15 protein-coding genes and 6 pseudogenes are annotated in these 19,445 nt (G+C 46.1%); 3 read left to right on the top strand and 18 right to left on the bottom strand.

Features of this window, described 5'->3' with window-relative positions; genetic code table 11:
• Nucleotides 1-201, bottom strand: a pseudogene (locus O9290_RS04435) (hypothetical protein); the annotation flags it as partial.
• A gap of 313 nt (nucleotides 202-514) precedes the next feature.
• Here O9290_RS04435 and O9290_RS04430 point away from each other — a divergent pair.
• Complete coding sequence (locus tag O9290_RS04430; RefSeq protein ID WP_002774671.1) at nucleotides 515-943, top strand: QcrA and Rieske domain-containing protein; 429 nt, start codon at nucleotides 515-517, stop codon at nucleotides 941-943.
• Between the two features lie 59 nt (nucleotides 944-1,002).
• Here the strand turns inward: O9290_RS04430 and O9290_RS04425 are convergent.
• From O9290_RS04425 to O9290_RS04375, 11 genes and pseudogenes are all read right to left on the bottom strand, one after another.
• A pseudogene (locus O9290_RS04425) lies at nucleotides 1,003-1,193 on the bottom strand (hypothetical protein).
• 68 nt (nucleotides 1,194-1,261) lie between these two features.
• Nucleotides 1,262-5,866, bottom strand: coding sequence for a glutamate synthase large subunit (gene gltB, locus O9290_RS04420; protein WP_288059047.1), 4,605 nt, complete (start codon nucleotides 5,864-5,866; stop codon nucleotides 1,262-1,264).
• A gap of 300 nt (nucleotides 5,867-6,166) precedes the next feature.
• Nucleotides 6,167-7,054, bottom strand: coding sequence for a succinate--CoA ligase subunit alpha (locus tag O9290_RS04415; protein WP_288059046.1), 888 nt, complete (start codon nucleotides 7,052-7,054; stop codon nucleotides 6,167-6,169).
• 310 nt (nucleotides 7,055-7,364) lie between these two features.
• A pseudogene (locus O9290_RS04410) lies at nucleotides 7,365-7,669 on the bottom strand (transposase); the annotation flags it as partial.
• Nucleotides 7,660-8,076, bottom strand: coding sequence for a YggT family protein (locus tag O9290_RS04405; RefSeq protein ID WP_043999469.1), 417 nt, complete (start codon nucleotides 8,074-8,076; stop codon nucleotides 7,660-7,662). The pseudogene O9290_RS04410 and the gene O9290_RS04405, both read right to left, overlap by 10 nt.
• 89 nt (nucleotides 8,077-8,165) lie before the next feature.
• Nucleotides 8,166-9,029 (bottom strand): cyanophycinase, encoded by an 864-nt coding sequence (locus tag O9290_RS04400; RefSeq protein ID WP_288059044.1) that lies wholly within the window; start codon nucleotides 9,027-9,029, stop codon nucleotides 8,166-8,168.
• 233 nt (nucleotides 9,030-9,262) lie between these two features.
• Nucleotides 9,263-9,677 (bottom strand): annotated as a pseudogene (locus tag O9290_RS28420) (zinc ribbon domain-containing protein); the annotation flags it as partial.
• A 396-nt stretch (nucleotides 9,678-10,073) separates the two neighbouring features.
• Nucleotides 10,074-10,202, bottom strand: a pseudogene (locus tag O9290_RS04390) (transposase); the annotation flags it as partial.
• Between the two features lie 8 nt (nucleotides 10,203-10,210).
• Nucleotides 10,211-10,360, bottom strand: a complete 150-nt coding sequence (locus O9290_RS04385; protein ID WP_110546089.1) for a lmo0937 family membrane protein — start codon at nucleotides 10,358-10,360, stop codon at nucleotides 10,211-10,213.
• Between the two features lie 50 nt (nucleotides 10,361-10,410).
• Nucleotides 10,411-10,887: a CsbD family protein gene (locus O9290_RS04380; protein WP_002803199.1), complete on the bottom strand. Its 477-nt coding sequence runs from the start codon at nucleotides 10,885-10,887 to the stop codon at nucleotides 10,411-10,413.
• Nucleotides 10,888-11,183: 296 nt separating this feature from the next.
• Nucleotides 11,184-11,366, bottom strand: a complete 183-nt coding sequence (locus tag O9290_RS04375; protein WP_002763229.1) for a CsbD family protein — start codon at nucleotides 11,364-11,366, stop codon at nucleotides 11,184-11,186.
• A 320-nt stretch (nucleotides 11,367-11,686) separates the two neighbouring features.
• Between O9290_RS04375 and O9290_RS04370 the strand changes: the two genes are divergently transcribed.
• The gene (locus tag O9290_RS04370) at nucleotides 11,687-11,932 is read left to right on the top strand and encodes a hypothetical protein (protein WP_502846444.1); all 246 of its coding nucleotides are present in this window, start codon (nucleotides 11,687-11,689) and stop codon (nucleotides 11,930-11,932) included.
• Between the two features lie 279 nt (nucleotides 11,933-12,211).
• Complete coding sequence (locus O9290_RS04365; RefSeq protein WP_002752244.1) at nucleotides 12,212-12,376, top strand: hypothetical protein; 165 nt, start codon at nucleotides 12,212-12,214, stop codon at nucleotides 12,374-12,376.
• A gap of 740 nt (nucleotides 12,377-13,116) precedes the next feature.
• Here O9290_RS04365 and O9290_RS04360 read toward each other — a convergent pair.
• The 6 genes and pseudogenes from O9290_RS04360 to O9290_RS28075 all read right to left on the bottom strand — a co-directional run.
• Nucleotides 13,117-13,572: a BON domain-containing protein gene (locus O9290_RS04360; RefSeq protein ID WP_002763227.1), complete on the bottom strand. Its 456-nt coding sequence runs from the start codon at nucleotides 13,570-13,572 to the stop codon at nucleotides 13,117-13,119.
• A 28-nt stretch (nucleotides 13,573-13,600) separates the two neighbouring features.
• Complete coding sequence (locus tag O9290_RS04355; RefSeq protein WP_288059042.1) at nucleotides 13,601-14,203, bottom strand: general stress protein; 603 nt, start codon at nucleotides 14,201-14,203, stop codon at nucleotides 13,601-13,603.
• A 200-nt stretch (nucleotides 14,204-14,403) separates the two neighbouring features.
• On the bottom strand, nucleotides 14,404-15,180 hold the full coding sequence (locus O9290_RS04350; RefSeq protein ID WP_288059040.1) for a sterol desaturase family protein: 777 nt from the start codon (nucleotides 15,178-15,180) through the stop codon (nucleotides 14,404-14,406).
• Nucleotide 15,181: 1 nt separating this feature from the next.
• Nucleotides 15,182-17,491 carry an NACHT domain-containing protein gene (locus O9290_RS04345; RefSeq protein WP_288059038.1) on the bottom strand — a complete coding sequence of 770 codons (2,310 nt, stop codon included), beginning with the start codon at nucleotides 17,489-17,491 and terminating at the stop codon, nucleotides 15,182-15,184.
• Between the two features lie 29 nt (nucleotides 17,492-17,520).
• Nucleotides 17,521-19,089 carry a B12-binding domain-containing radical SAM protein gene (locus tag O9290_RS04340; RefSeq protein ID WP_288059036.1) on the bottom strand — a complete coding sequence of 523 codons (1,569 nt, stop codon included), beginning with the start codon at nucleotides 19,087-19,089 and terminating at the stop codon, nucleotides 17,521-17,523.
• Nucleotides 19,090-19,148: 59 nt separating this feature from the next.
• Nucleotides 19,149-19,361, bottom strand: a pseudogene (locus O9290_RS28075) (hypothetical protein); the annotation flags it as partial.
• Nucleotides 19,362-19,445 lie beyond the last annotated feature (84 nt).

Raw genomic sequence — 19,445 nt, 5'->3', positions numbered from 1 at the left:
ATCGACGTTAAAAAGTCCCCCGTCCGGCAATCCCGCACCCTGATTTCTGAGGTTGATAATGCAGCGGACTCGCGGTTTTAGGGTTTTACCGATTTCGTTAAGCAGAGTTTCGAGAGTGCCGTAGTAGGAGGTTTCTTTTACTGCTGGTTGGGAGGAGTGGATTTCGTGCAGGTTGCGAAAATAATTGACGAGGGGATTCATTAGGAGTGTTGTAAAAATCAAAAATTGTTGTTAGGGTTAGGAGTCAGGAGTCGGTCGTCAGGAGTCAGGAGAATTAAGAATGAATAATAATTAACTAAATAGTCTATTTACATATTTTATGCCATTTAATCCTTATTTTTGCCATTTTTGAACCCTCAAAAATTAATTATCGGTCGCAACTAGCTTCTGAAGCCTAATCCTGGTCAGGCGTTTGCTTACGGGCCCTCTCTACTCGCACTTAGAAATTAATTGAATGGAAAGAGCTTCTACGGTACAGTGAAAGTTAACGTTACTTTTGGAAAAACCTAATCCCATGAATCGTCGTGAATTTGTTGCCCTCGTTGGTGTTGGCGGAGCCATGGCCTGCGCCCCAGAAATCCTAGGGACGGCTACCGACCAAGAGATGACCCCGGCCCAAGCGGCGGATGGCTTTGTGAAAGTGACGGGCATTACCCTTAAAGAATTGGAAGCCAAAGGCAGTTTTCTGGATAAAAAATCCCCGGTCGGCTCCTTGCTCCTGATCTGGGAGAAAAAGACGAAAAAGATCAGTGCAGTAAACCCGACTTGTACCCATGAAGGCTGTACGGTGAAATGGGATACTGGCGCACAGATTTTAGCTTGTCCCTGCCATCCGGGAAAATTTACCGCCACTGGGGTCGTCACGAATAAACCCCCAAAAGGCAATCTAACCACCTATCAAGTCAAGGTCGAAAAAGACGTTATTTTCGTGAAAAAAGCTTAACGGGGTTGACGGAATACTGGATTAGGCATAATTGAGGAAAAACTCGCACAATTTCGGTTTCAGACCTCTGCGGCTTTTTCTGGCTCAATCTCGGTCTCCAATTCTTGACGTAATTCTTCTAGAGAAGTGGTAGCAGCTGTCTGAGATAATCTTTCGAGTTTCCCAGTTCTACTTGTTCTAAAACCTGAAGAAAATGTTCCTGTGCTTGGGTATAGCTAGTATAGGTGGTGGGGATGGGCAGCATGGCCATTAATCAACTCCGCAGTCAAAAAATTAATCAATGGGTGCGTTAACAAAGCGTAACGCACCCCAAAGAAATTACACCGAAGTTAAGGTTTTCTCCGCGCTAATTTGCGCTTCGGGACTATCCGCTTCCGAGGGAGGGACCACTTGCCAGAATTGACCGAGATAGCTATCCCAATTAGCTAAAATTAACTTACCTTTGGGGCTATTAGTGCGTTCTACATGGGCCTCAATTAAAGATTTTAACTGTTCCGCACCGGCAGCCGTGCCAACCCGTTGAATCTTGACAATTTCGGGGTTAAGTTTCTCCGGTAGGGACGGATCAAGGATATAAGCTAATCCTCCCGTCATCCCGGCGCCGACGTTGCGACCGACGGAACCAAGCACGACAATTACCCCACCGGTCATGTATTCACAGAGGTGGTCCCCGGCCCCTTCGATAACCGCTTTTGCAGTGGAATTGCGGACAGCAAAGCGTTCACCAGCGCGACCATTAGCGTATAACACCCCACCGGTGGCCCCGTAGAGACAGGTATTACCGATGATAGCGTTATCTTCGGGCTGATAATTGGCGTTTTGGGGCGGTAAGATGACAATTTCGCCGCCGTAGATGCCTTTACCCACATAATCGTTAGCTTCTCCCTCTAAATGGAGATTGACACCGGGTAAATTAAATGCTCCGAAACTTTGACCAGCTGCGCCCTGGAAATTGAGCTTAATTTCGCCTTCAAAGCCATCATTACCGTATTTTTGGGCAATTACCCCCGCAATTCTCGCCCCGACGGAGCGATCGGTATTGACAATCCTGTAGGTTTTGCTGACGGTTCCCTGTTGCTCGATCGCCTGTTTAATCTCGCTATCGGCTAGAATTTCCTCATCGAGGACAGCACCGTTACTATGTACTTCCTCGTGCTGCAACCAAGAGCGATCGCTACGGCCATCGGGTAAATTCAACAAACAATCGAGATTGAGGGATTCTGTCTTAGTTAAACGAGCATCGGAGCGCACTTTTAACAGATCTGCCCGGCCAATCACCTCATTTAAACTGTGATAGCCTAATTTCGCCAATAATTGCCGCGTTTCCTCGGCCACCAAAGTAAAGAAATTGACCACATGAGCGGGAATTCCAGGAAAACGAGTGCGGAGACGTTCCTGCTGGGTAGCGACTCCCACAGGGCAATTATTCGTGTGACAGACGCGGGCCATGATACACCCCTCGGCAATCATGGAAATGGAACCAAAACCGAATTCCTCCGCACCCATGAGAGCAGCCATGAGGATATCCCAACCGGTTTTTAGTCCTCCATCTGCGCGCAAAATCACCCGATGACGCAGTTGATTTTCCATTAACATCCGATGCACTTCCGTCACTCCCAATTCCCAGGGACTACCCGCGTGTTTGATCGAACTTAGGGGTGATGCACCTGTACCACCATCGTGACCGGAAATCTGGATAATATCAGCGTTAGCTTTGGCAACTCCGGCCGCAATTGTACCGATACCGATCTCGGCCACTAATTTGACGGAAACTTTGGCCCGGGGGTTAATTTGGTGTAAATCGTAGATTAATTGTGCTAAATCTTCGATCGAGTAGATATCGTGGTGAGGAGGGGGAGAAATCAAAGTTACTCCCGGTTTCGATCGCCGTAACATGGCAATATAGGAACTGACTTTTTTCCCGGGTAATTGACCTCCTTCTCCCGGTTTTGCTCCTTGGGCCATTTTAATCTCTAGCTGTTTTCCACTCATTAAGTATTCGGGAGTGACTCCAAAACGACCCGAAGCTATCTGTTTAATGGCAGAATTGGCTGTATCACCGTTTTTTAAGCCGTTTAGATGGGGCATAGTCACGGAATGTCCTTCTGCATCCACATCGCTTAAGCTGGTGTAACGGATCGGATCTTCTCCCCCTTCTCCGGAATTGGACTTACCTCCGATGCGATTCATGGCGATCGCTAGGGTTTCGTGTGCTTCCCGGCCCAAGGCACCGAGGGACATTCCCCCTGTGCAGAAGCGTTGCAGGATACTTTCGATCGATTCTACTGCTTCGAGGGGAATTGAAGCTCGATCGCTGTTAAATTCTAATAAATCGCGTAAAGCGGTGACAGGTCTTTGCTGCAAGATTTGACGATAGGTTTCGTAATGGTCATATCCTTGACCTTGGGAGTGAGCGGCCACGGCTTTATGGAGTGCTTTCGCCATTTCCGGGGAATTCATGTGGTATTCTCCCCCCGGACGGTAGTTGACAAAACCGTAGTTTTCTAGTTTTTTAGCGGTAAGATTGGGGAAAGCTTTACTATGGAATGCGATCGCTTCTTGGGACACCTCAGCAATGCTTAAACCCCCGACGCGACTGGTAGTACCGTTAAAAGCTAGTTTAACTAAATCTGCCGATAATCCGATCGCCTCAAAAATTTGCGCCCCATGGTAGGAAGATAGGAGAGAAATACCCATTTTCGAGAGGATTTTCAGTAATCCCGCTTCTACGGATTTGCGGTAATTAATTAGGGCTTTTTCGAGGCTAATAGCTTCTAATTTGCCATTTTCCATCAATTTCTGAGTTTTTGGCTCGATCCACCACTGGGCGATCGTTTCTAACGCAAGATAGGGACAGACTGCGGAAGCGCCATAACCAATTAGACAAGCGAAGTGATGGGTACTCCAACATTGGGCCGTGTCGATCACGATGGAAGCTTTTAAACGCAAGTGTGAGCGAATCAGGTGATGATGGACGGCACCAACAGCTAATAAAGGAGGAATATAGCTAGTTTTTTCGTCAATAGGAGCAGTCCTGTCACTGAGAATTAAAATTTCCGCTCCCGATGCTACTTTCTTGGCGGCCTCAGCGCACAAATGAGCGATCGCTGTTTCTAATCCCCGGGGGCCGGTGGTCAGATCATAAAGGGTAGAAAGTTCGGCTGTTTTGTAGCTAGAGGTTTTAACTTTGGCTAATTCCGCATTATTGAGCAGGGGAGAGTCTAATTTCAGTAAATGTGCGTCATCAACCCCTAATTTAAGTATATTGCCCCGTCGTCCCAGATACATAGTCAAGGACATGACTAAACTTTCCCGTAAGGGATCGATGGGGGGGTTAGTAACTTGGGCAAAACGTTGTTTAAAGTAATCGTAGAGAAGATGGGGTTTACTGGAGAGGACCGCTAGGGGAGTGTCATCACCCATACAGAAAGTCGGTTCTTTTCCCTGTTCTGCCATGGGAACGATAATCATATCCACATCTTCGGCAGTATAACCGAAAGCGGTTTGCCTGGGAAGGAGATGACTAGGAGAGGGAATGTCTATCGCTGTTTCTTTGTCAATAAAGGTGCGTTGGGATTTCACCCATTCACCGTAGGGATTAGAGCGGGCAATTTCCTGTTTAATCGGCCAATTACGCTTAATTTCGCCTTTTTCCAGATCCACCGCGAGCATTTGACCGGGGCCGAGACGACCTTTTTCCATAATGGTGGTTTCATCGAGGGGAATAGTTCCCGCTTCCGAGGAAACGACGATATAACCGTTGTTAGTAATGCTATAACGGGCCGGTCGCAAACCGTTGCGATCCAAACAAGCGCCGACGATTCCCCCGTCACTGAATACCAGTAAAGCCGGACCGTCCCAGGGTTCCTGTAAACCGCTATAGTATTCGTAGAAGTCGATAATTTCGGGATAATCCTGTAAATCCGGCTGATTATTGTAGGCCTCCGGCACTAGGATCATAGCTGCTTCTAGGGGACTGCGACCGGTTCTCACCAATAATTCTAGGGCGCTATCGAGGTTATAGGAGTCGCTGTTAGCGGGGTTAACAATGGGAGTCAGGGATTGTAATTCTTCGTGGGTCCAACCTTCCGTTTCTAAAGCGGGTTCCCGGGCCGACATCCAGTTAATATTGCCCAAAAGGGTGTTAATTTCGCCGTTATGACCCAATAAGCGCATCGGTTGAGCGAGGGGCCATTTTGGTTGGGTATTGGTGCTAAAACGTCGGTGATAAATAGCGAATTGACTGCTATAGGCGGGATTTTGCAGGTCTAGATAGAATTCTCGCAGGATTTCGCCCCGTACCATGCCTTTATAGACTATGGTGCGACAGGAAAAGGAACAGAAATAGAAATCATCGGCCAGTTGCTTACCGACTTCAGAACGGGCAATATAGAGTAGGCGATCGAATTGAGAACCGGCTAAATCGGGGGAAGTAACCAGAATTTGCTCGACGTAGGGTTGATTTTCCCTTGCTTGTCTTCCGAGGACTTCGGGACGGACGGGAACAGCGCGCCAACCTAAAATCTTAATATTATATTTATTGACAATTTCTTCGATGTGTGCTTTAGCGTCGGCGCGTTCTTGGGCTGCTTGGGGAAGAAAGACCATACCCACCCCTAGTCGCTCAGATTCTGGCATATTTAAGCCATTTTCGGCGAACCAAGGAGCGAGGACATCTCTGGGGATAGCGGTCATCATACCGGAACCGTCACCGGAATCCTGATCGGCGCTGCAGCCTCCCCGGTGTTCCAAACAACCTAAGGCTAAAAGGGCCTGTTCAATCAGTTGATGGCTGCCAGAACCGCGCACATCGGCAATAAAACCGACTCCGCAAGCGTCCCGTTCCTCTACGAGCCATGGGGGACCCCAATAGGGATCGATTTGGTGTATATTGTCGGTTTTTAGGTTATTTTGTTGCGCCATAGAAGTTATCCTTAGGGTCGTTGTCTAGAAGGGTGGGATAGTTGGTCTGCTGAAAGGGTCAATCTAGAATAGAATTTTTTTTGATCTTGCCGTTTCGATTGTCGCTGATTTTTCCTAATTTTTGCCTGTTGCCATCTTTATCTTGGCCGGTCTGAGGAATCACAGGTGATCTACCATGATATAGTAGCTCTCAGGAATTGTCATCGAAAATCCCCTGGATGGGGTGAAACACCCTGTTAGGTGCTTATTTTGACAGAATATTGTCTGATTATAAATATTATTGGAGCAATGGGGTCAAATTCAGGACAAAACTTTAGCTAAAGAGGCAGGTAAATCGGCTAATTTTTCTACCACTGTCACCCCAGCTTCTTGAAAATGACGTAAGCTATCTTTTCTGGTATTCTTAGCGGCAACAGAGTAGGAAAGTTGGTTAGAAATAATTGTTTCTGTATCGCCGAAATTGGTTTCAATCGCTGCATTTAACCCCACAAGATAGGCAATCACTGGTTTTTCGATCGCCGAGGCAATATATTTGGCTGCCTCGATTTCGGCCTTTCCCCCCACCTGACTGACGAGGAGAATTGCCTCGGTATTGTCATCTTCCTCAAAAACCTGCAACCATTGGGACAAATTGGAGCCAATAATGCCGTCAGTACCCAAATTTACCGCCATAGATTCACCATACCCCGCTGCTGTTAAAGTTTTCGCCACTTCATCCCCTATGCGATCGCCGCGGGTGATCAGACCGATTGTCCCCGATTGATAAAAATTCGGTTCACAAATACCCAACCAAAGATAATTGGGAATAATCACACCCTGGCTGCCGGGGCCGAGAATTAATGTCCCGGTGGTACTAGCTATCTTTAATAATTCCACCAGATCCAAGGGGGGAACTCCGGGGGTGACGATAATTAATTGGGGAATTGCTGCTGCGATCGCTTCTAAGGCCGCATCTAGGACTTGATTGGGGGGGACTAAAATTAAACTGGTTTGGATTTCTCCGGCTTCAGCAACGGCCTCGGCCACTAGATCAAACACTGGTATCTCTGCGATTATCTCACCACCGGGGCCACTAGCCACCCCCGCTACCAAACAGCTTCCCTGAGCTTTCAATCGTGCCGCATAATATTTGCCTAGGGGTCGATCGATCCCTTGCATAATTATCTGATCTTTATCTGTCCATTTCATATATTAAGTGTTGGGAGTTGTTTCAGTAATCAGTAAACAGTAATCAGTAAACAGTAAACAGTAATCAGTGAGACACTGTTGATGGGAGTTTTTTTTCAGTGGTCAGTAAACAGTAAACAGTAATCAGGTTCTGAAGGCAAGAGTCACTCATGCAAGAGGCAAAAGAAAGAATCTGGCAATTCTCTCACCTAAAAAGAAGGTTAGAAACTAGGCACATCAAAGCTTTTAGCTTAACCAATTAGGTTTTAGATTCGGCCCTTGTGAACTGAAAACTCACATCTGATTACTGATGACTGATAACTGATATACTTTAGTCGTTCATAATCTGAGATTTATTAAACTTCTGAAATCCTAGAGTGAGCAAGGAATCCAGTTCTTTTTTATGTTTCAGATAGGCATCATTCAGACATTCATAAATAGCTGAAGAAAAGTCGGAAAAGTTTTCATAATATTTACCATACAAACATTTCTTTTTGACAAATTTCCCCAGGCTTTCAATTAAATTTAGATTAGGCAATAAGACGGCAGATAGAGTAATTCTATTGACAAAGAAAGAGCCAATTATTCAACAATTTTACATTTTTGATAGCGGGCATTATCTAATACTAGAGTGATTTGAGGAAAAAATGCAAGTTATAGCCGTGCAAAGTATAGCTCAAGAGAGCATAGGCTACGATCGCAATCACAATATTAACATCAAATATGTTTGCTCCACCAGATGAAGCAGGACTAATGAATAAGGTGGAAAATGGCGCAATGAAAGGTGCAGATAGATGATTAATCAACTGAGCAAATTGATTTTGTGGGTTCGCACCAAACAAACGCAGCAAGAACCTCATTACCAGTAGTATTTGCACTATTCCTGCCAGCCCGAAAATGCTATTAATTATCCAATTTAAGGTATTACTTCGTCTGGCAGATCGCAGGCGTTTCTCTTCTTGATCAAGTCGAAAAGCCTCTTCATCATGTAGCAGTTCTTGTCGCCGCTCAAGATTGGTTTCATCATCCCGATCGTGATTCATTCTTAGACCTCAGAGTCAATATTTTTCTGATTTAAATAAATTCTCCAATCAGTGGCGGGTACAAGCCACCACTGATTGTTCCCTCCGACCTACTCCCTTTCAACTTCTGCCTCCTTTTTAGGATTGCTATCCTTTAACTCTATTGATCGAGAGAAAACGGGCTTGCGAGTTTTCAAGTTAAAGCGGAATCCTTGAGGTAAGATGTGCAACCTGACTCCACACACTGCCATCGCTTCATCTTTGAGCAGTTCGTCTAAATTATCATAAGTTGCTTCTGATTCATCGACAATTGTTACAGCCCCACGCCCCACCACTTTAAATTCGTCACCGTCCACAATTACTGCTGTATCTTCGTCAATGCCAAAGCCTAAGTTAGCTGGCTGCTGTAAGAGAGCGGAAATCAGGCGACCTAGCCGTCCGCGCTGGGCAAAATGCTGATCGATCACCACTGAGTGCAGAAATCCCATTCCCGGACCCATCTCTATCGCGTCCATGCGTGGGTTGGTTTCGGAGTCTCCTTCAATAATCATCAGATCGGGCATGATGGCAGCACCGGCACTTGTCCCACCTACCACCATTCCCTCCCGATTGCGTTGGTGAAGTAAGGTATCTAGCTGAGTTCCCTTGATGTGTTCAATGATTAGGGCTTGATCTCCCCCGGTAAAAAACGCTCCTGTGGCTTCCTCAATGATTTTCAGGTTTTCTGGATCGTCGGCATCTTCCCTGTGAATGGTATCGAGGACACATACATCCTCGACACCGAGTCGCTCAAACACTCGGGTATAGGCTTCTCCAGCCGAACGAGGCTCACTTGTTGCCGCCGTTAACACGGCAATTTTAGCTTTAGTCCCGCCAGCACAGCGAACAAACTCTCGCAAGATTTGACAATCTCCATCTTTGTCTTCTGCTCCACCAATGATGATTAATTGCCCTCGCTCTTTTGTGGATTCCATACAAAAACTCCTTGAATAACTAAACAGCACAACAACATAAAATTAAATTATAATCGTTCACACCTCCCCTACCCAATACCGTTCGGTTGAGCAAACCAGCCCCCACCCCCCTCAGTCCCCACTCCTCTCTTATCTCCCCTTTCAGGGGAGACGATAGAATTACCCCTTAAGGGGGATTTAGGGGGTGGGATTGACATCCTCACCGCCCTAAAAGGGACGGTGATTCCTAGACCTCACGATCTAGGTTTCTGCTTCTTAGCAGTTGCCTTCACAGACTTACTCTGTTCGGGTCTGACACTCGCGACCCAGACTGATACCGCAAGCCCTGCGGCCAAAATGTTTTTACTGGCGTTAATATCTCGGTCATGGTGCGTCCCACAGTCTGGACAATCCCATTCTCGGACACTTAACGGCATTTTCTCAACGATATGCCCACAATTATTGCACCGTTTTGAACTAGGAAACCATCTATAGCGTTTCTCGCATCTGTGCGGCACAGTTAAACCTTTGCTGATTAAGCTGTTCAGGCTCGGGAATGTACCTCTTGTGAATCAGAAATGCTATATCTATTTCCCGATAGTTTCTCCCATACCAACGGCATTTATAGGCTCATTGTCGAGTGATTTCTCCCCAACTAACATCTGATATATAGCGTTTTTCAGTCTGCTGAGGTACAAAAGTGATGGGTTTTAGGCAAAAGGGAAGAAAAATAGGTGTACCTCACTAGCTTAGGAAACGCTATAGCTTGAGCTAGTTTCGGGTTTTTTACAGGGTGAGAGCATCTCAAACGCTATTGACAATTGGCCAATTTTGTCATCCGCGTGGGCATTTCAAGTGATACCAGTCAATCAGAATAGTTACGAAATCGACCCATTTGGGTCGATTTTTGCTTAACAATTGAGATGGCAAATTCTCCTCAAATATGCCTGAATCGTGGGCAAGCAACTCACATAAAGTTCATTTTGTCAAGGATTGTTAAGATGCGCTTACCTTGGGGTTTTTTACCCGGTTTTTTACCGCTAAATTTTCAACTACAATCGTTTAGTTTTCACGAACTAATTGAGTGGTTAGCTTATGTAAATGGTCTTTTCTGCTATCGGTAACTCGAGCCTGAATCTTAGCTACTTTGATTCTTGCTTTTTCCCGATTTTGTGACCCTTTCTGTGTTCGAGAATCAACAATTACCGTCGCCTCATAAACAAGTTGTAGACAACGCCAATCAGCACCAAAACCAAAAGCAGGTGGATTAAGCCGCCGCCAATGTTAATGGAGAATCCTAACAACCAGAGGATGAAAAGTATAACAACAGCAGTCCAAACGAGATCGAACATATTTCCCTCCTTGATTTAGAGAAAAGTAATGAAAATTCAGTCATCGATCCTTAATTGAGTATATCTTGAACCGTATCTTTTACGTCTTCTACTGCATTGCGAACTTGGCTTTCGACTTGTTTAGCTTTTCCAGCAACTTGATCCTGGCGGTTGCCAGTAGCTTTACCTATCGCTTCTTGAGCTTTGCCTTCAATGTTCTTTGTGACTGCTTTTGCCCGCCCTTTTAACTTCATCTGGTCTTTTATATCTTCTGCTGCGTTACGAGCCTGACTTTCGACTTGCTTGGCTTTTCCCATCATCTGATCTTTGGGATCGCCTGTCATGTTGCCAATCGCTTCTTGAGCTTTGCCTTCAATATTTTTCGTAACTGCCTTGGCTCGATTCATGCTTGCGATTTGAGTCTGCGATTGGGTGGGTAAAGTTGCAGCCCAACTATTTGTAGTTCCAAAATCAAAAGCTATAGTAATTGCCAGCATTATAGTTAAAATAATGGTGACAAAAAAGCGACGAATCTGTTGAAGTGACATCATTTTAACTCCAAAAAAGAATTTGATGAATCGATGATACATGGATGATGAACAACTACTGTCTAGACCCTTTCGAGAAAGATTTTTCTAGTCTTTGACGGCGTAAGTTTATTTACCGAGGGAGAGATCTTCGACTTCTTTGAGAAGCTAGATATCTGGTAATATTGGGTTTATTTACGCCGCCTTGTCCTAGTGTTTCACCTGTCTCGAAAGAAACCATTTTTTGAGGAAGAGTTCCGATGAAAGCCTGGTTTCAATCATTTGTCTGAATGGCGGTTGCCGTGACAAACGACCTACTAATCAATAATTTTTTTGACTTCATCTTTCACATCTTCGATAGTGTGACGAACTTTTGCCTCTGCCTGTTTTTCCTTGCCCTCTGCTTGAGCTTTGGGATCGCCAGTCAGATCTCCTACTGCTTCTTGAACTTTACCTTCGATATTTTTGGCGGTTGCCTCGGCTCTATCTTTTAAGCTCATGATGCTCTCCTTATTGAATTTGTTGGATTTGAGAACTGCTTACCTAAGTTGAGCTAACAATTCTGCTTCTGGTGTTACTGTAACAGGTGGTTGTTTGATTTACTGTATGAATTGATTGAGTCTGTATGAATTGCTTGAATACGACACAAAATGTAACGATACCGTTTCTGCAAGCATAGAAATTACGCATTGACAAAAAGGCTTAAATGTGGGTGGTCTAATTTTGTTAGTCTTAGATACAATTTCTCTCTCGACTCTTGACAAAACCCTCTCCGATTTGATTTCCTGACACAAGGGCATCTCTTATAACAGAACAACTGATGAGAAACATTACGAAGCCAACAACTGCTCAATGTAATCTGGCTATTTACACCCTATTTTTGCTCGGCGAACCTAAATATATAAGCTGTGTTCGTTTGGCTCAAATTCTGGGCAATTTATCTCATGACAGTGTCAATCGTTTCTTGTGGCGAGAGAACTATACATTCAAGGATTTGTTTGATGAAGTGGCTCCTCAAATCGAACTTGAAGGAGGAACAATCAGTACAGACGACATGGTAAGCTAAACGGCTTTTACTTCGGATCACCGATATAGACTCCAAAAGGGTTATAGCTGTTGGATCATGCAGGTTAAGCGCCGTTTAGCTTAATTGACAAGCCTTATAGTCACCCAGCTAAAGCTGAGTTAATCGATTACTTTTACTGGTGGTAAACACAAAAAAGTAGTCAAAGGTATTAACGTAGTTACCTGATATTATACCGATTGTAAAGGAAGGTCAGTTCCCGTTAATTATTGAATCGTTAATAAACAGGAGGGTCAGACAAAACATGAATATTTCTTAGAAATGTTGGACGAAGTAAAAGCTTGGGGATTGAAACCAGAGACAGTCACAGGAGATAGTTGGTATGCTGCCAAAGAAACCATGAATACTCTTAAAGACAAGGGCTTTCGGGGTTTGTTTGCTCCTCATGTGAATCGGTTAGTCTCGGTTGAACTAGGAACTAAATAGGGTTAGCGGCAAAAAGTTTGTTGGTGGGGTTAGGAGTCAGTAGCCGGTCGTCAGTAGCCGGTCGTTTCAGGCTTTGTTGCCCTCTTTTTTTTGTACCAGTTTATGTACTAAAAAAAGGATAATGCAAGATTTTTGAAGGTCTTAATCCTATTTTCGCAGCATGAACATCGGATTTTAACAGGTCAAAAGCCTTATTTTAAAAGGGTTTTACCATTATTCAGCAAACCCCAGTTAGAATTTCTCCGATTTAAAGCGCAAATTGTTAATTGGTATTCCTGACAAAGGGAGTTATTTACTGAGGTCATCCGCTCTTTTATTGTCAATAATTTAGCATCCAACTTCCTTGACCTCAATAACTTGGAAGCCATAGTCTGAAGTTCAAAGGCATACTACGGAAATTCTGTCAATGCGTAAGTCCTAAAGCAATGATTAGACAAGGGGCTTAAGCCCCTTGTCTTCAAGGTTAGTTACAGTTGCTATCTTCTGTTTACTTCTTTTTAGCTGGAGCTGCTGGCGCAACTTGGGAGCATCTCATTTATGCAAGTGAGTAATTATGCTTGTCGCTAAAACTTGCTTCTGGTAAGGCTTTCAAAATAGCTTGACATAAAACTTAATTTAGGAGTTACAAAGGTGAGATGCTCACCGCAACTTTTGCGGCGTTGTCAGATTAGAATATGAAAGATGCAATGCAATCCTTGCTATCAAAGTAATTTCAGTTCCAAGCTGATTCGGAGCATCTTTCAATTTGACAACGCCACTTTTGCTGTAACTTTGACACTATTGACACCCTTGATTTGTTTTGCCAAGGGGTCAATTTTGTCGAGTTGCTCTTGAGTTTCTACGGTTCCAGAGACGACTACCGCTCCATCTTTAGCAGAAACTGTAAGTTGCCCTTTCGGGATGTTGGCTTCTAGCTTAGAGCGAACTTCACTGGAAAGGTCACTGTTGGCGCGATCCGCATCTCCTCCAGTTAGATTGTTGCGTTGCTCACGAGCGCGAATATCAGAATTGAGTTGATTTCGGCGCACTTGACTAGACGCATCGCTTTGGTTCTTTTGGACTGTTTTAGTATCAGGAACTTGCCCCGTTTCCTCTGTGGAAGAAGGGGCGTTGGTGCTAGTTTTAGCGTTGTTCTCACAAGCCACAGTTCCAATCAGTAGAAGGCTGCTGAGGATTAAAGTTGTGATCTTTTTCATGATGCAAATCCTTTAATAATTTCCGATTTTACAAACGAGAAGCAGGAGGATCGACATAGCCTTCAATTGCTAGGGCATTGTAAATTTCCCACTCGCGAATCCCTCGGCGCTTTAGAATTGTTTCAGCCTGAAGGATGTCAGCATCTGTACCGTCCACGATCAACAGGTAGTCTCCACGAACCACATAATCGTGATAGACTCGTGCCCGATCTTCTGGAATTCCTAGACCAATTAGACCACCTACCAAACCTCCGGTAGCCGTCCCGATTGCACCGCCAGCTAACGTGGTAGCGATCGCAGTTGCAGCCGCCCCTGCCAACATGACGGGGCCCACTCCAGGAATTGCCAATATGCCCAACCCAACCAGCAAGCCTGTCAGTCCTCCGATGGCTCCGCCTGCCGCTGCCCCGGTCTTTGCTCCTTCGTCAATATGAGTTGTTTTTGTTTCGGTAAGCTCTTGAACTCGTGTCTCACCAATCCGGTGGCTCTGCTCCAGTCGTTCAGGCTCTTTGGCAATGATTGATACCTCATTCATGGCAAATCCGTCATCTCGTAATCCATTCAGTGCCTTCTCTGCCTCTTGATAGCTAGAGAAGATTCCCACGGCTCGTTTACGGTTAGTTAAAGTCATTTTTCCCTCCAACGCTATGCGGTAAAAGCTTTGTAAATCCTATAGTATGGCGAACTATAGCGATTGAATTTCCTGATGCGAGTTGATAATTCTGCTCTTGGCATTACTGTAACAGGCGGTTGTTTGATTTGATGCGTGAATTGATTGAGTCTGTATGAATTGCTTGAATACGAGACAAAATGTAACGGGCGATGCACGAGTTAAATTCCATCGACTTTACCCGTCAGACGCTCATCAAACTTCTGCTCATAATCGGGGTCTTGAGTTCCGAGGAGTTTGTCCCAGAACGTGAAATATAGACCGTAATGTACGGTGTACTTGCGATGATGAATGGAATGATGGGCAGGACCAATAAACCACCGACCCAACCAATGATGGGGAAATGAGGAGGGCAAGCGATCGATCCCAAGATGATTTAACACTGCCCAGATCGTCATCGTGGTGAGTGCCGCAATTAACGTGATGAAATGCAGGGGAAGGACAAAGACAATGCCGACCAGGAAGAGAGACTGAACGATCGCCTCTAGTGGGTCAAAGGCAAACGAAGTCCACGGGGTAGGATAGCGGGAGCGATGATGTCCCTGGTGTAACCACCGAAAGAGTGACGGGTGGTGAAACAAGCGATGGGTGAAATAGAAATAGGCATCCTGGAGAACCAACACAGCGCCATAACTAACCCCTAAATAACACAGCCCATACTGTTGAGGGTGGCTGTATAAGCGGGTAATGCCCCAACTGTATCCTGTCATGATGAAAGCCGCCGCCAGCGCAAACACCCCCGCCGAAAGAACCGAGAGCGTGATATCTTGTTGAATCGATCGCCAAGAGGGAGACCAATGCCGCAGGTTGTGATTGACAAAGGACTGACTCAAGGGCGAATAGAAGAACAAATAGGTTCCCCCAGCCACGAGAAAGTATCGCACCAGGATGATCCCAAAGAAAGCGAACCCGTAAAATCCAAATGAGTGGTCTATCAATTTAATCTCCTTGCCATTCCCGATCTTCCAAGTCCTTTTGAGGTAACAGCAACGTGGCTTCAATTTCTTGCCGGATTGCGGCTGTTATTTCGCAGTTACTATTCAAACAATCGATCAGGAGTTGATTGGCCTCATAGTAGCGTTGGAGCAGCTGCTGTTGCTCAGTCGTAAACTGCCAGGGGTGATGAATATTGCGATAATTGGCGATCGCACCCCGCAACTGTTCCACCCAGGCAGAATAGTTTTTCTGCCACCAGTGCTGAAGCCGTTCCAGGTTTTGACTCGGAGGTGGCAGTTGGTCTCTCAATTGTTGCAAAGACTTATAAAATCCAGCATCCAGAACCATCACCAGAATGTTGTTGAGTGCCTCGCTACAAGCATTGACATAGGCAAAATCCTGACTGTGGTCGATGGCAAACTCTACCAGCAAGTTCTCCAACGCCGCATCTAAAAACATCCCCTGAGCGAGCGTGCTGGCTAAGGCAAAGCGATCTGCCGTATGCGGGCTTTGGGCAAGGGCAAGGTAAAATGCGCGTGCGGTCGCCACTTTGGTTTCGTCTGGGAGCTGCTGGGATTTTTGGCTGGCCCAACTCAAAAACTCTTGCAGATAGGAGTCTTGCGCGACTAAGGCATCAATTTGTTGCTTCATCAACTGCACCAGCGCATCTGCACTTCGCAACATGGCAGCCGTTAACAAGAAGACTTCGCGCCAGTGGGAATCGGTGATGTGACTCACCAACCCTCCCAGTGCTTGTTCTAATGCCTGCAAATTATGGCTGGCAACTATTTTTCGAGCCGTGAAGTATTCTTGAAATGCCAGATAAGAAAATGAAAAAATTCCTCGCGCCCGCTCTGTGAGGAGTCCATGCTGTGCCTCGATCGCTTTCAGCATGGCTTCGCTTTCGAGTTGGAGTTCCTCTGCTTCCAGGGTTGCACCTGGCAAATTCCGCAAATAGTCGCCAATGTATTGCTCAATCGTGCGTTGCTCAAAAAAATACTGCCCCTGTTCAAAAGTAACTGCTGCAAGCTGGCTCAACAGCCTCAATTTTTGGGGCAATAAAAACCCCCGGTAAACCTGATCGCGTTCGACTCCTCTCGCTTCATCCCATTTACCCAGCAGCAAATCCAGCCCTTGTTTATAAAACTCAGCCCGCTTGCTCGGCAATTTCCCTTGACCCTGAAACACCCAGCAGGCGAGATGCAGAAACAGAGGTGTCACCACCAGTTGCCGAAATTGCCAGTTTTCCGGCAAGTCCAACTTCTGCATAAACTGAGCCGACTGCTCCTGCCCCGCTTGAGCAGTCGTTTTGCTCAGTGCCACAAACCACTTTTGCGCGAAGGTGCTGATTTGTGCCTGGGTAAAGGGGGCAATTTCTACATCAGTGAAACCTCGAATCTGGAGTTTTTGGGCAGCGGTGCGACAGGTTACTACAAATCGATTGCGATGATACTTTTCTGAGAATTGGCGAATTTCTCTCAGAACCGCTGTAATGTCCTGGTTGAGCACTTCATCCATGTCATCGAGCAACAGCAGGACTCTGCCCGCTTGCAGTAAGGTTTCCAGCACAGATGGGTTGGAAATTCCCGAGGTGAGCAATGCCTGACGGATGTAGTTGAACAGGCTAAATTCACCACTGGGACTGGACTCCTCGGCAAATTCTCTCAATAAGATAAAAATCGGCACTTGATTCGCCGCAAACTCGCCTTGGTTGCACTGAATCGCCAGATGTTGCAAAAAGGTAGTTTTGCCAACCCCCGGCCTGCCCAAAACTCTAAGCTTTGAGTAAGTTTCAACAGCCTGCATTCCGGGTATTTGCTTCTGCTCAACCTCTCCCAAACCGACGCGATCGAATTCAGCGGGACCCAAGTTTTGCCAATCGGCAATCTCCACCCACTGTTGACTGGCAATTTCCGCCAAAATATTGACATCCACATAGATGTCATCAATGTTGACCGGATGGCTGATGTCTAGTAACTGCAAGATGCCGCACTGGTTTTGGATGGTGTCCAGGCGTTGCGCTCGCACCTCTTGCACCAGAGCATCAATATTAGTTTTCGCCAGTTCTCCGGGTTCAGGAAATTCTGCGGGCGGAGCGAGGGCAATCTCCCGCCAATCCAAATCCAGAATCGAACAAATTTCCAGGAAAACCTGGCGATCAACGGGTTTTCCTGTGAAAAACCGCCAAATCGGCTGGCGGGTCTTTAAGTTCACTTCCCCTGCTAGATTTTCCTGAGTCCACCCCTTGAGATCAAAGGCTCGTTTAGCCTGTTTAATTCCCGAAGGGGAGGCCTGGAGCGATCTCTTGACCATACAATCCAATCCTCCCTATCGAGTCAGAATCAGTTCTGGTTGGGACGACCAGAAACTTCTAAGGGATCGTAGCCTAGTTGTTGAGTAATCCGTTCTCTGGCTAAGGCCCGGTACTCCCAAAAATGTTCTCCCGCCGCGCACAGACCTAAATACAGATTGAGAACTTGGGGCTTTTTTTGCCAAATCGTCCATAATTGCCGCCAAAACTGTCCCCGAATGTCCCCTCGGCGGATACCCTGATGCCAGATTAACTGGGTAATCAGCCGTAACCCCTTACCCACGGGAAATTGCATGGTTTGCTTGTGTTTTGACTGCAAACCCAGACCAAGACATTGTTGGAAACAGCGTCGGAGATAGTGGCTGGGTTCGTACAGCGTCCAGAAGCCTTCGACATACTCTCTGGCAATTTCGGCAATCGGGCGGGTGGGGATAAAATTCATCAAGCTATTCTGATCTCCCGTCGGATGGATGCTGTCACCCTCAACTAAACGCTGTTCTTGCTGGAGACGATTCCAGAGCGCCGTGTTGGGCGGAGCCTGGAGGATGCCTAACATGGGCTGAGGAATACTGGTTTCTTCCACAAAGGCTTGAATCCTTTCCCCCGCACCAGAGCGCTCTCCATCAAACCCCAAGATAAATCCAGCATAGATTAGCAAACCGGCTGCATTAATCTTACGACAGGCTTCCACCAGTGGATTGCGAGTATTTTGCAGTTTGCGCGTCACTTGCAGACTATCTTGGTCAGGAGTTTCAATCCCCAGAAAGACAGAATAAAACCCCGCCTCAGCCATCAGGCTTAACAATTCATCATCCTCTGCCAAATTGACCGAGGCTTCAGTAATAAAGGTGAAGGGATAGTCGTGCTGCTTCATCCAGGGAATCAAGTCTCTGAGAAAGCGTTTGACGTTGCGCTGATTGCCAATAAAGTTGTCATCGACGATGAACAACGAACCGCGCCAGCCTAGGTCGTAGAGAGTCTGCAACTCTGCTAAAGTCTGACTCGGCTCTTTAGTACGAGGTTTGCGCCCGTAGAGGGAAATAATGTCGCAAAATTCGCAGTTAAAAGGACAGCCGCGAGAGAATTGCACTGCCATCATTAAGTAATCGTCTCGCTGAAGCAGGTCGAAGCGGGGGATGGGGCTGAGGGTCACGTCTGGTTTGTCCCCAGAGCGGAAAATTCCCTGGCTTTGACCTTGAGCGATCGCCTCCAAAAACAGGGGAACGGTTAACTCTCCCTCATCCAAAATGAGATAGTTCGCTCCAGAATCCAGGGCATCCTGGGGGACAGAGGTGGGGTAGGGACCGCCAACGGCGACTTTTTTGCCTAACTGCACGGCTTTTTGAATCAGAGCTTGAAAATCTGGCTTCTGGACCAACATGGCAGAGAGGATAACCAACTCACACCACTCCCAATCGGCTTCTGTTTCAGGATTGACGTTGCGATCATAAAATCGAATCTCCCAGTTTTGGGGGAGGAGGGCGGCGACAGTAATGATGCCGAGGGGTGGAATGGTGGCTTTCAGTCCCGCGATTTCCATAAAGCGATCGTAAGACCAGAAAGACTGGGGAAACTCAGGGTAGAGTAACAGGGCTTTCATCGAAAAACTGGGTCTGAAACCCCGCCCTTTAGCGATAGCGGAGGGCGGCTTTACATAAGTTAGTGAGAAACAATTAAACCGTTAGAACGACGAATTAACTGAATCTTACTAACAGTTATCTGTCCCAATCGTTGACCATTGGCATCGCTTACAGATAGCTGTTTTTCGGTATCTCCACTAACATAACCAATTCCTTTGGGAGAAGAAATTAAATCTCCTTTACGGAACCCATGTCTTGTGGTAGAGCCACCATATTTACGTCGTTTACCACCTTACAACTATGTCTGCTTCTTCATTGGAGGGGAATATACCGATGATCGAGTGAATATTTGTCATGAATTTCCTGTTTTTAGTAT

Source organism: Microcystis sp. LE19-41.2A, assembly GCF_027530405.1.
Lineage (GTDB): Bacteria > Cyanobacteriota > Cyanobacteriia > Cyanobacteriales > Microcystaceae > Microcystis > Microcystis aeruginosa.
This window is presented reverse-complemented; position numbering and strand designations above follow the sequence as displayed.

What these genes read in the sequence shown, in the direction of transcription:
- O9290_RS04370 (WP_502846444.1), top strand. Translation starts at nt 11,687, where the DNA reads ATGAGAAACATTACGAAGCCAACAACTGCTCAATGTAATCTGGCTATT.
- O9290_RS04345 (WP_288059038.1), bottom strand. Translation starts at nt 17,491, where the DNA reads ATGGTCAAGAGATCGCTCCAGGCCTCCCCTTCGGGAATTAAACAGGCT.
- O9290_RS04405 (WP_043999469.1), bottom strand. Translation starts at nt 8,076, where the DNA reads ATGAATCACGATCGGGATGATGAAACCAATCTTGAGCGGCGACAAGAA.
- gltB (WP_288059047.1), bottom strand. Translation starts at nt 5,866, where the DNA reads ATGGCGCAACAAAATAACCTAAAAACCGACAATATACACCAAATCGAT.
- O9290_RS04430 (WP_002774671.1), top strand. Translation starts at nt 515, where the DNA reads ATGAATCGTCGTGAATTTGTTGCCCTCGTTGGTGTTGGCGGAGCCATG.
- O9290_RS04365 (WP_002752244.1), top strand. Translation starts at nt 12,212, where the DNA reads ATGTTGGACGAAGTAAAAGCTTGGGGATTGAAACCAGAGACAGTCACA.
- O9290_RS04385 (WP_110546089.1), bottom strand. Translation starts at nt 10,360, where the DNA reads ATGTTCGATCTCGTTTGGACTGCTGTTGTTATACTTTTCATCCTCTGG.
- O9290_RS04360 (WP_002763227.1), bottom strand. Translation starts at nt 13,572, where the DNA reads ATGAAAAAGATCACAACTTTAATCCTCAGCAGCCTTCTACTGATTGGA.
- O9290_RS04355 (WP_288059042.1), bottom strand. Translation starts at nt 14,203, where the DNA reads ATGACTTTAACTAACCGTAAACGAGCCGTGGGAATCTTCTCTAGCTAT.
- O9290_RS04400 (WP_288059044.1), bottom strand. Translation starts at nt 9,029, where the DNA reads ATGGAATCCACAAAAGAGCGAGGGCAATTAATCATCATTGGTGGAGCA.
- O9290_RS04340 (WP_288059036.1), bottom strand. Translation starts at nt 19,089, where the DNA reads ATGAAAGCCCTGTTACTCTACCCTGAGTTTCCCCAGTCTTTCTGGTCT.
- O9290_RS04375 (WP_002763229.1), bottom strand. Translation starts at nt 11,366, where the DNA reads ATGAGCTTAAAAGATAGAGCCGAGGCAACCGCCAAAAATATCGAAGGT.
- O9290_RS04415 (WP_288059046.1), bottom strand. Translation starts at nt 7,054, where the DNA reads ATGAAATGGACAGATAAAGATCAGATAATTATGCAAGGGATCGATCGA.
- O9290_RS04380 (WP_002803199.1), bottom strand. Translation starts at nt 10,887, where the DNA reads ATGTCACTTCAACAGATTCGTCGCTTTTTTGTCACCATTATTTTAACT.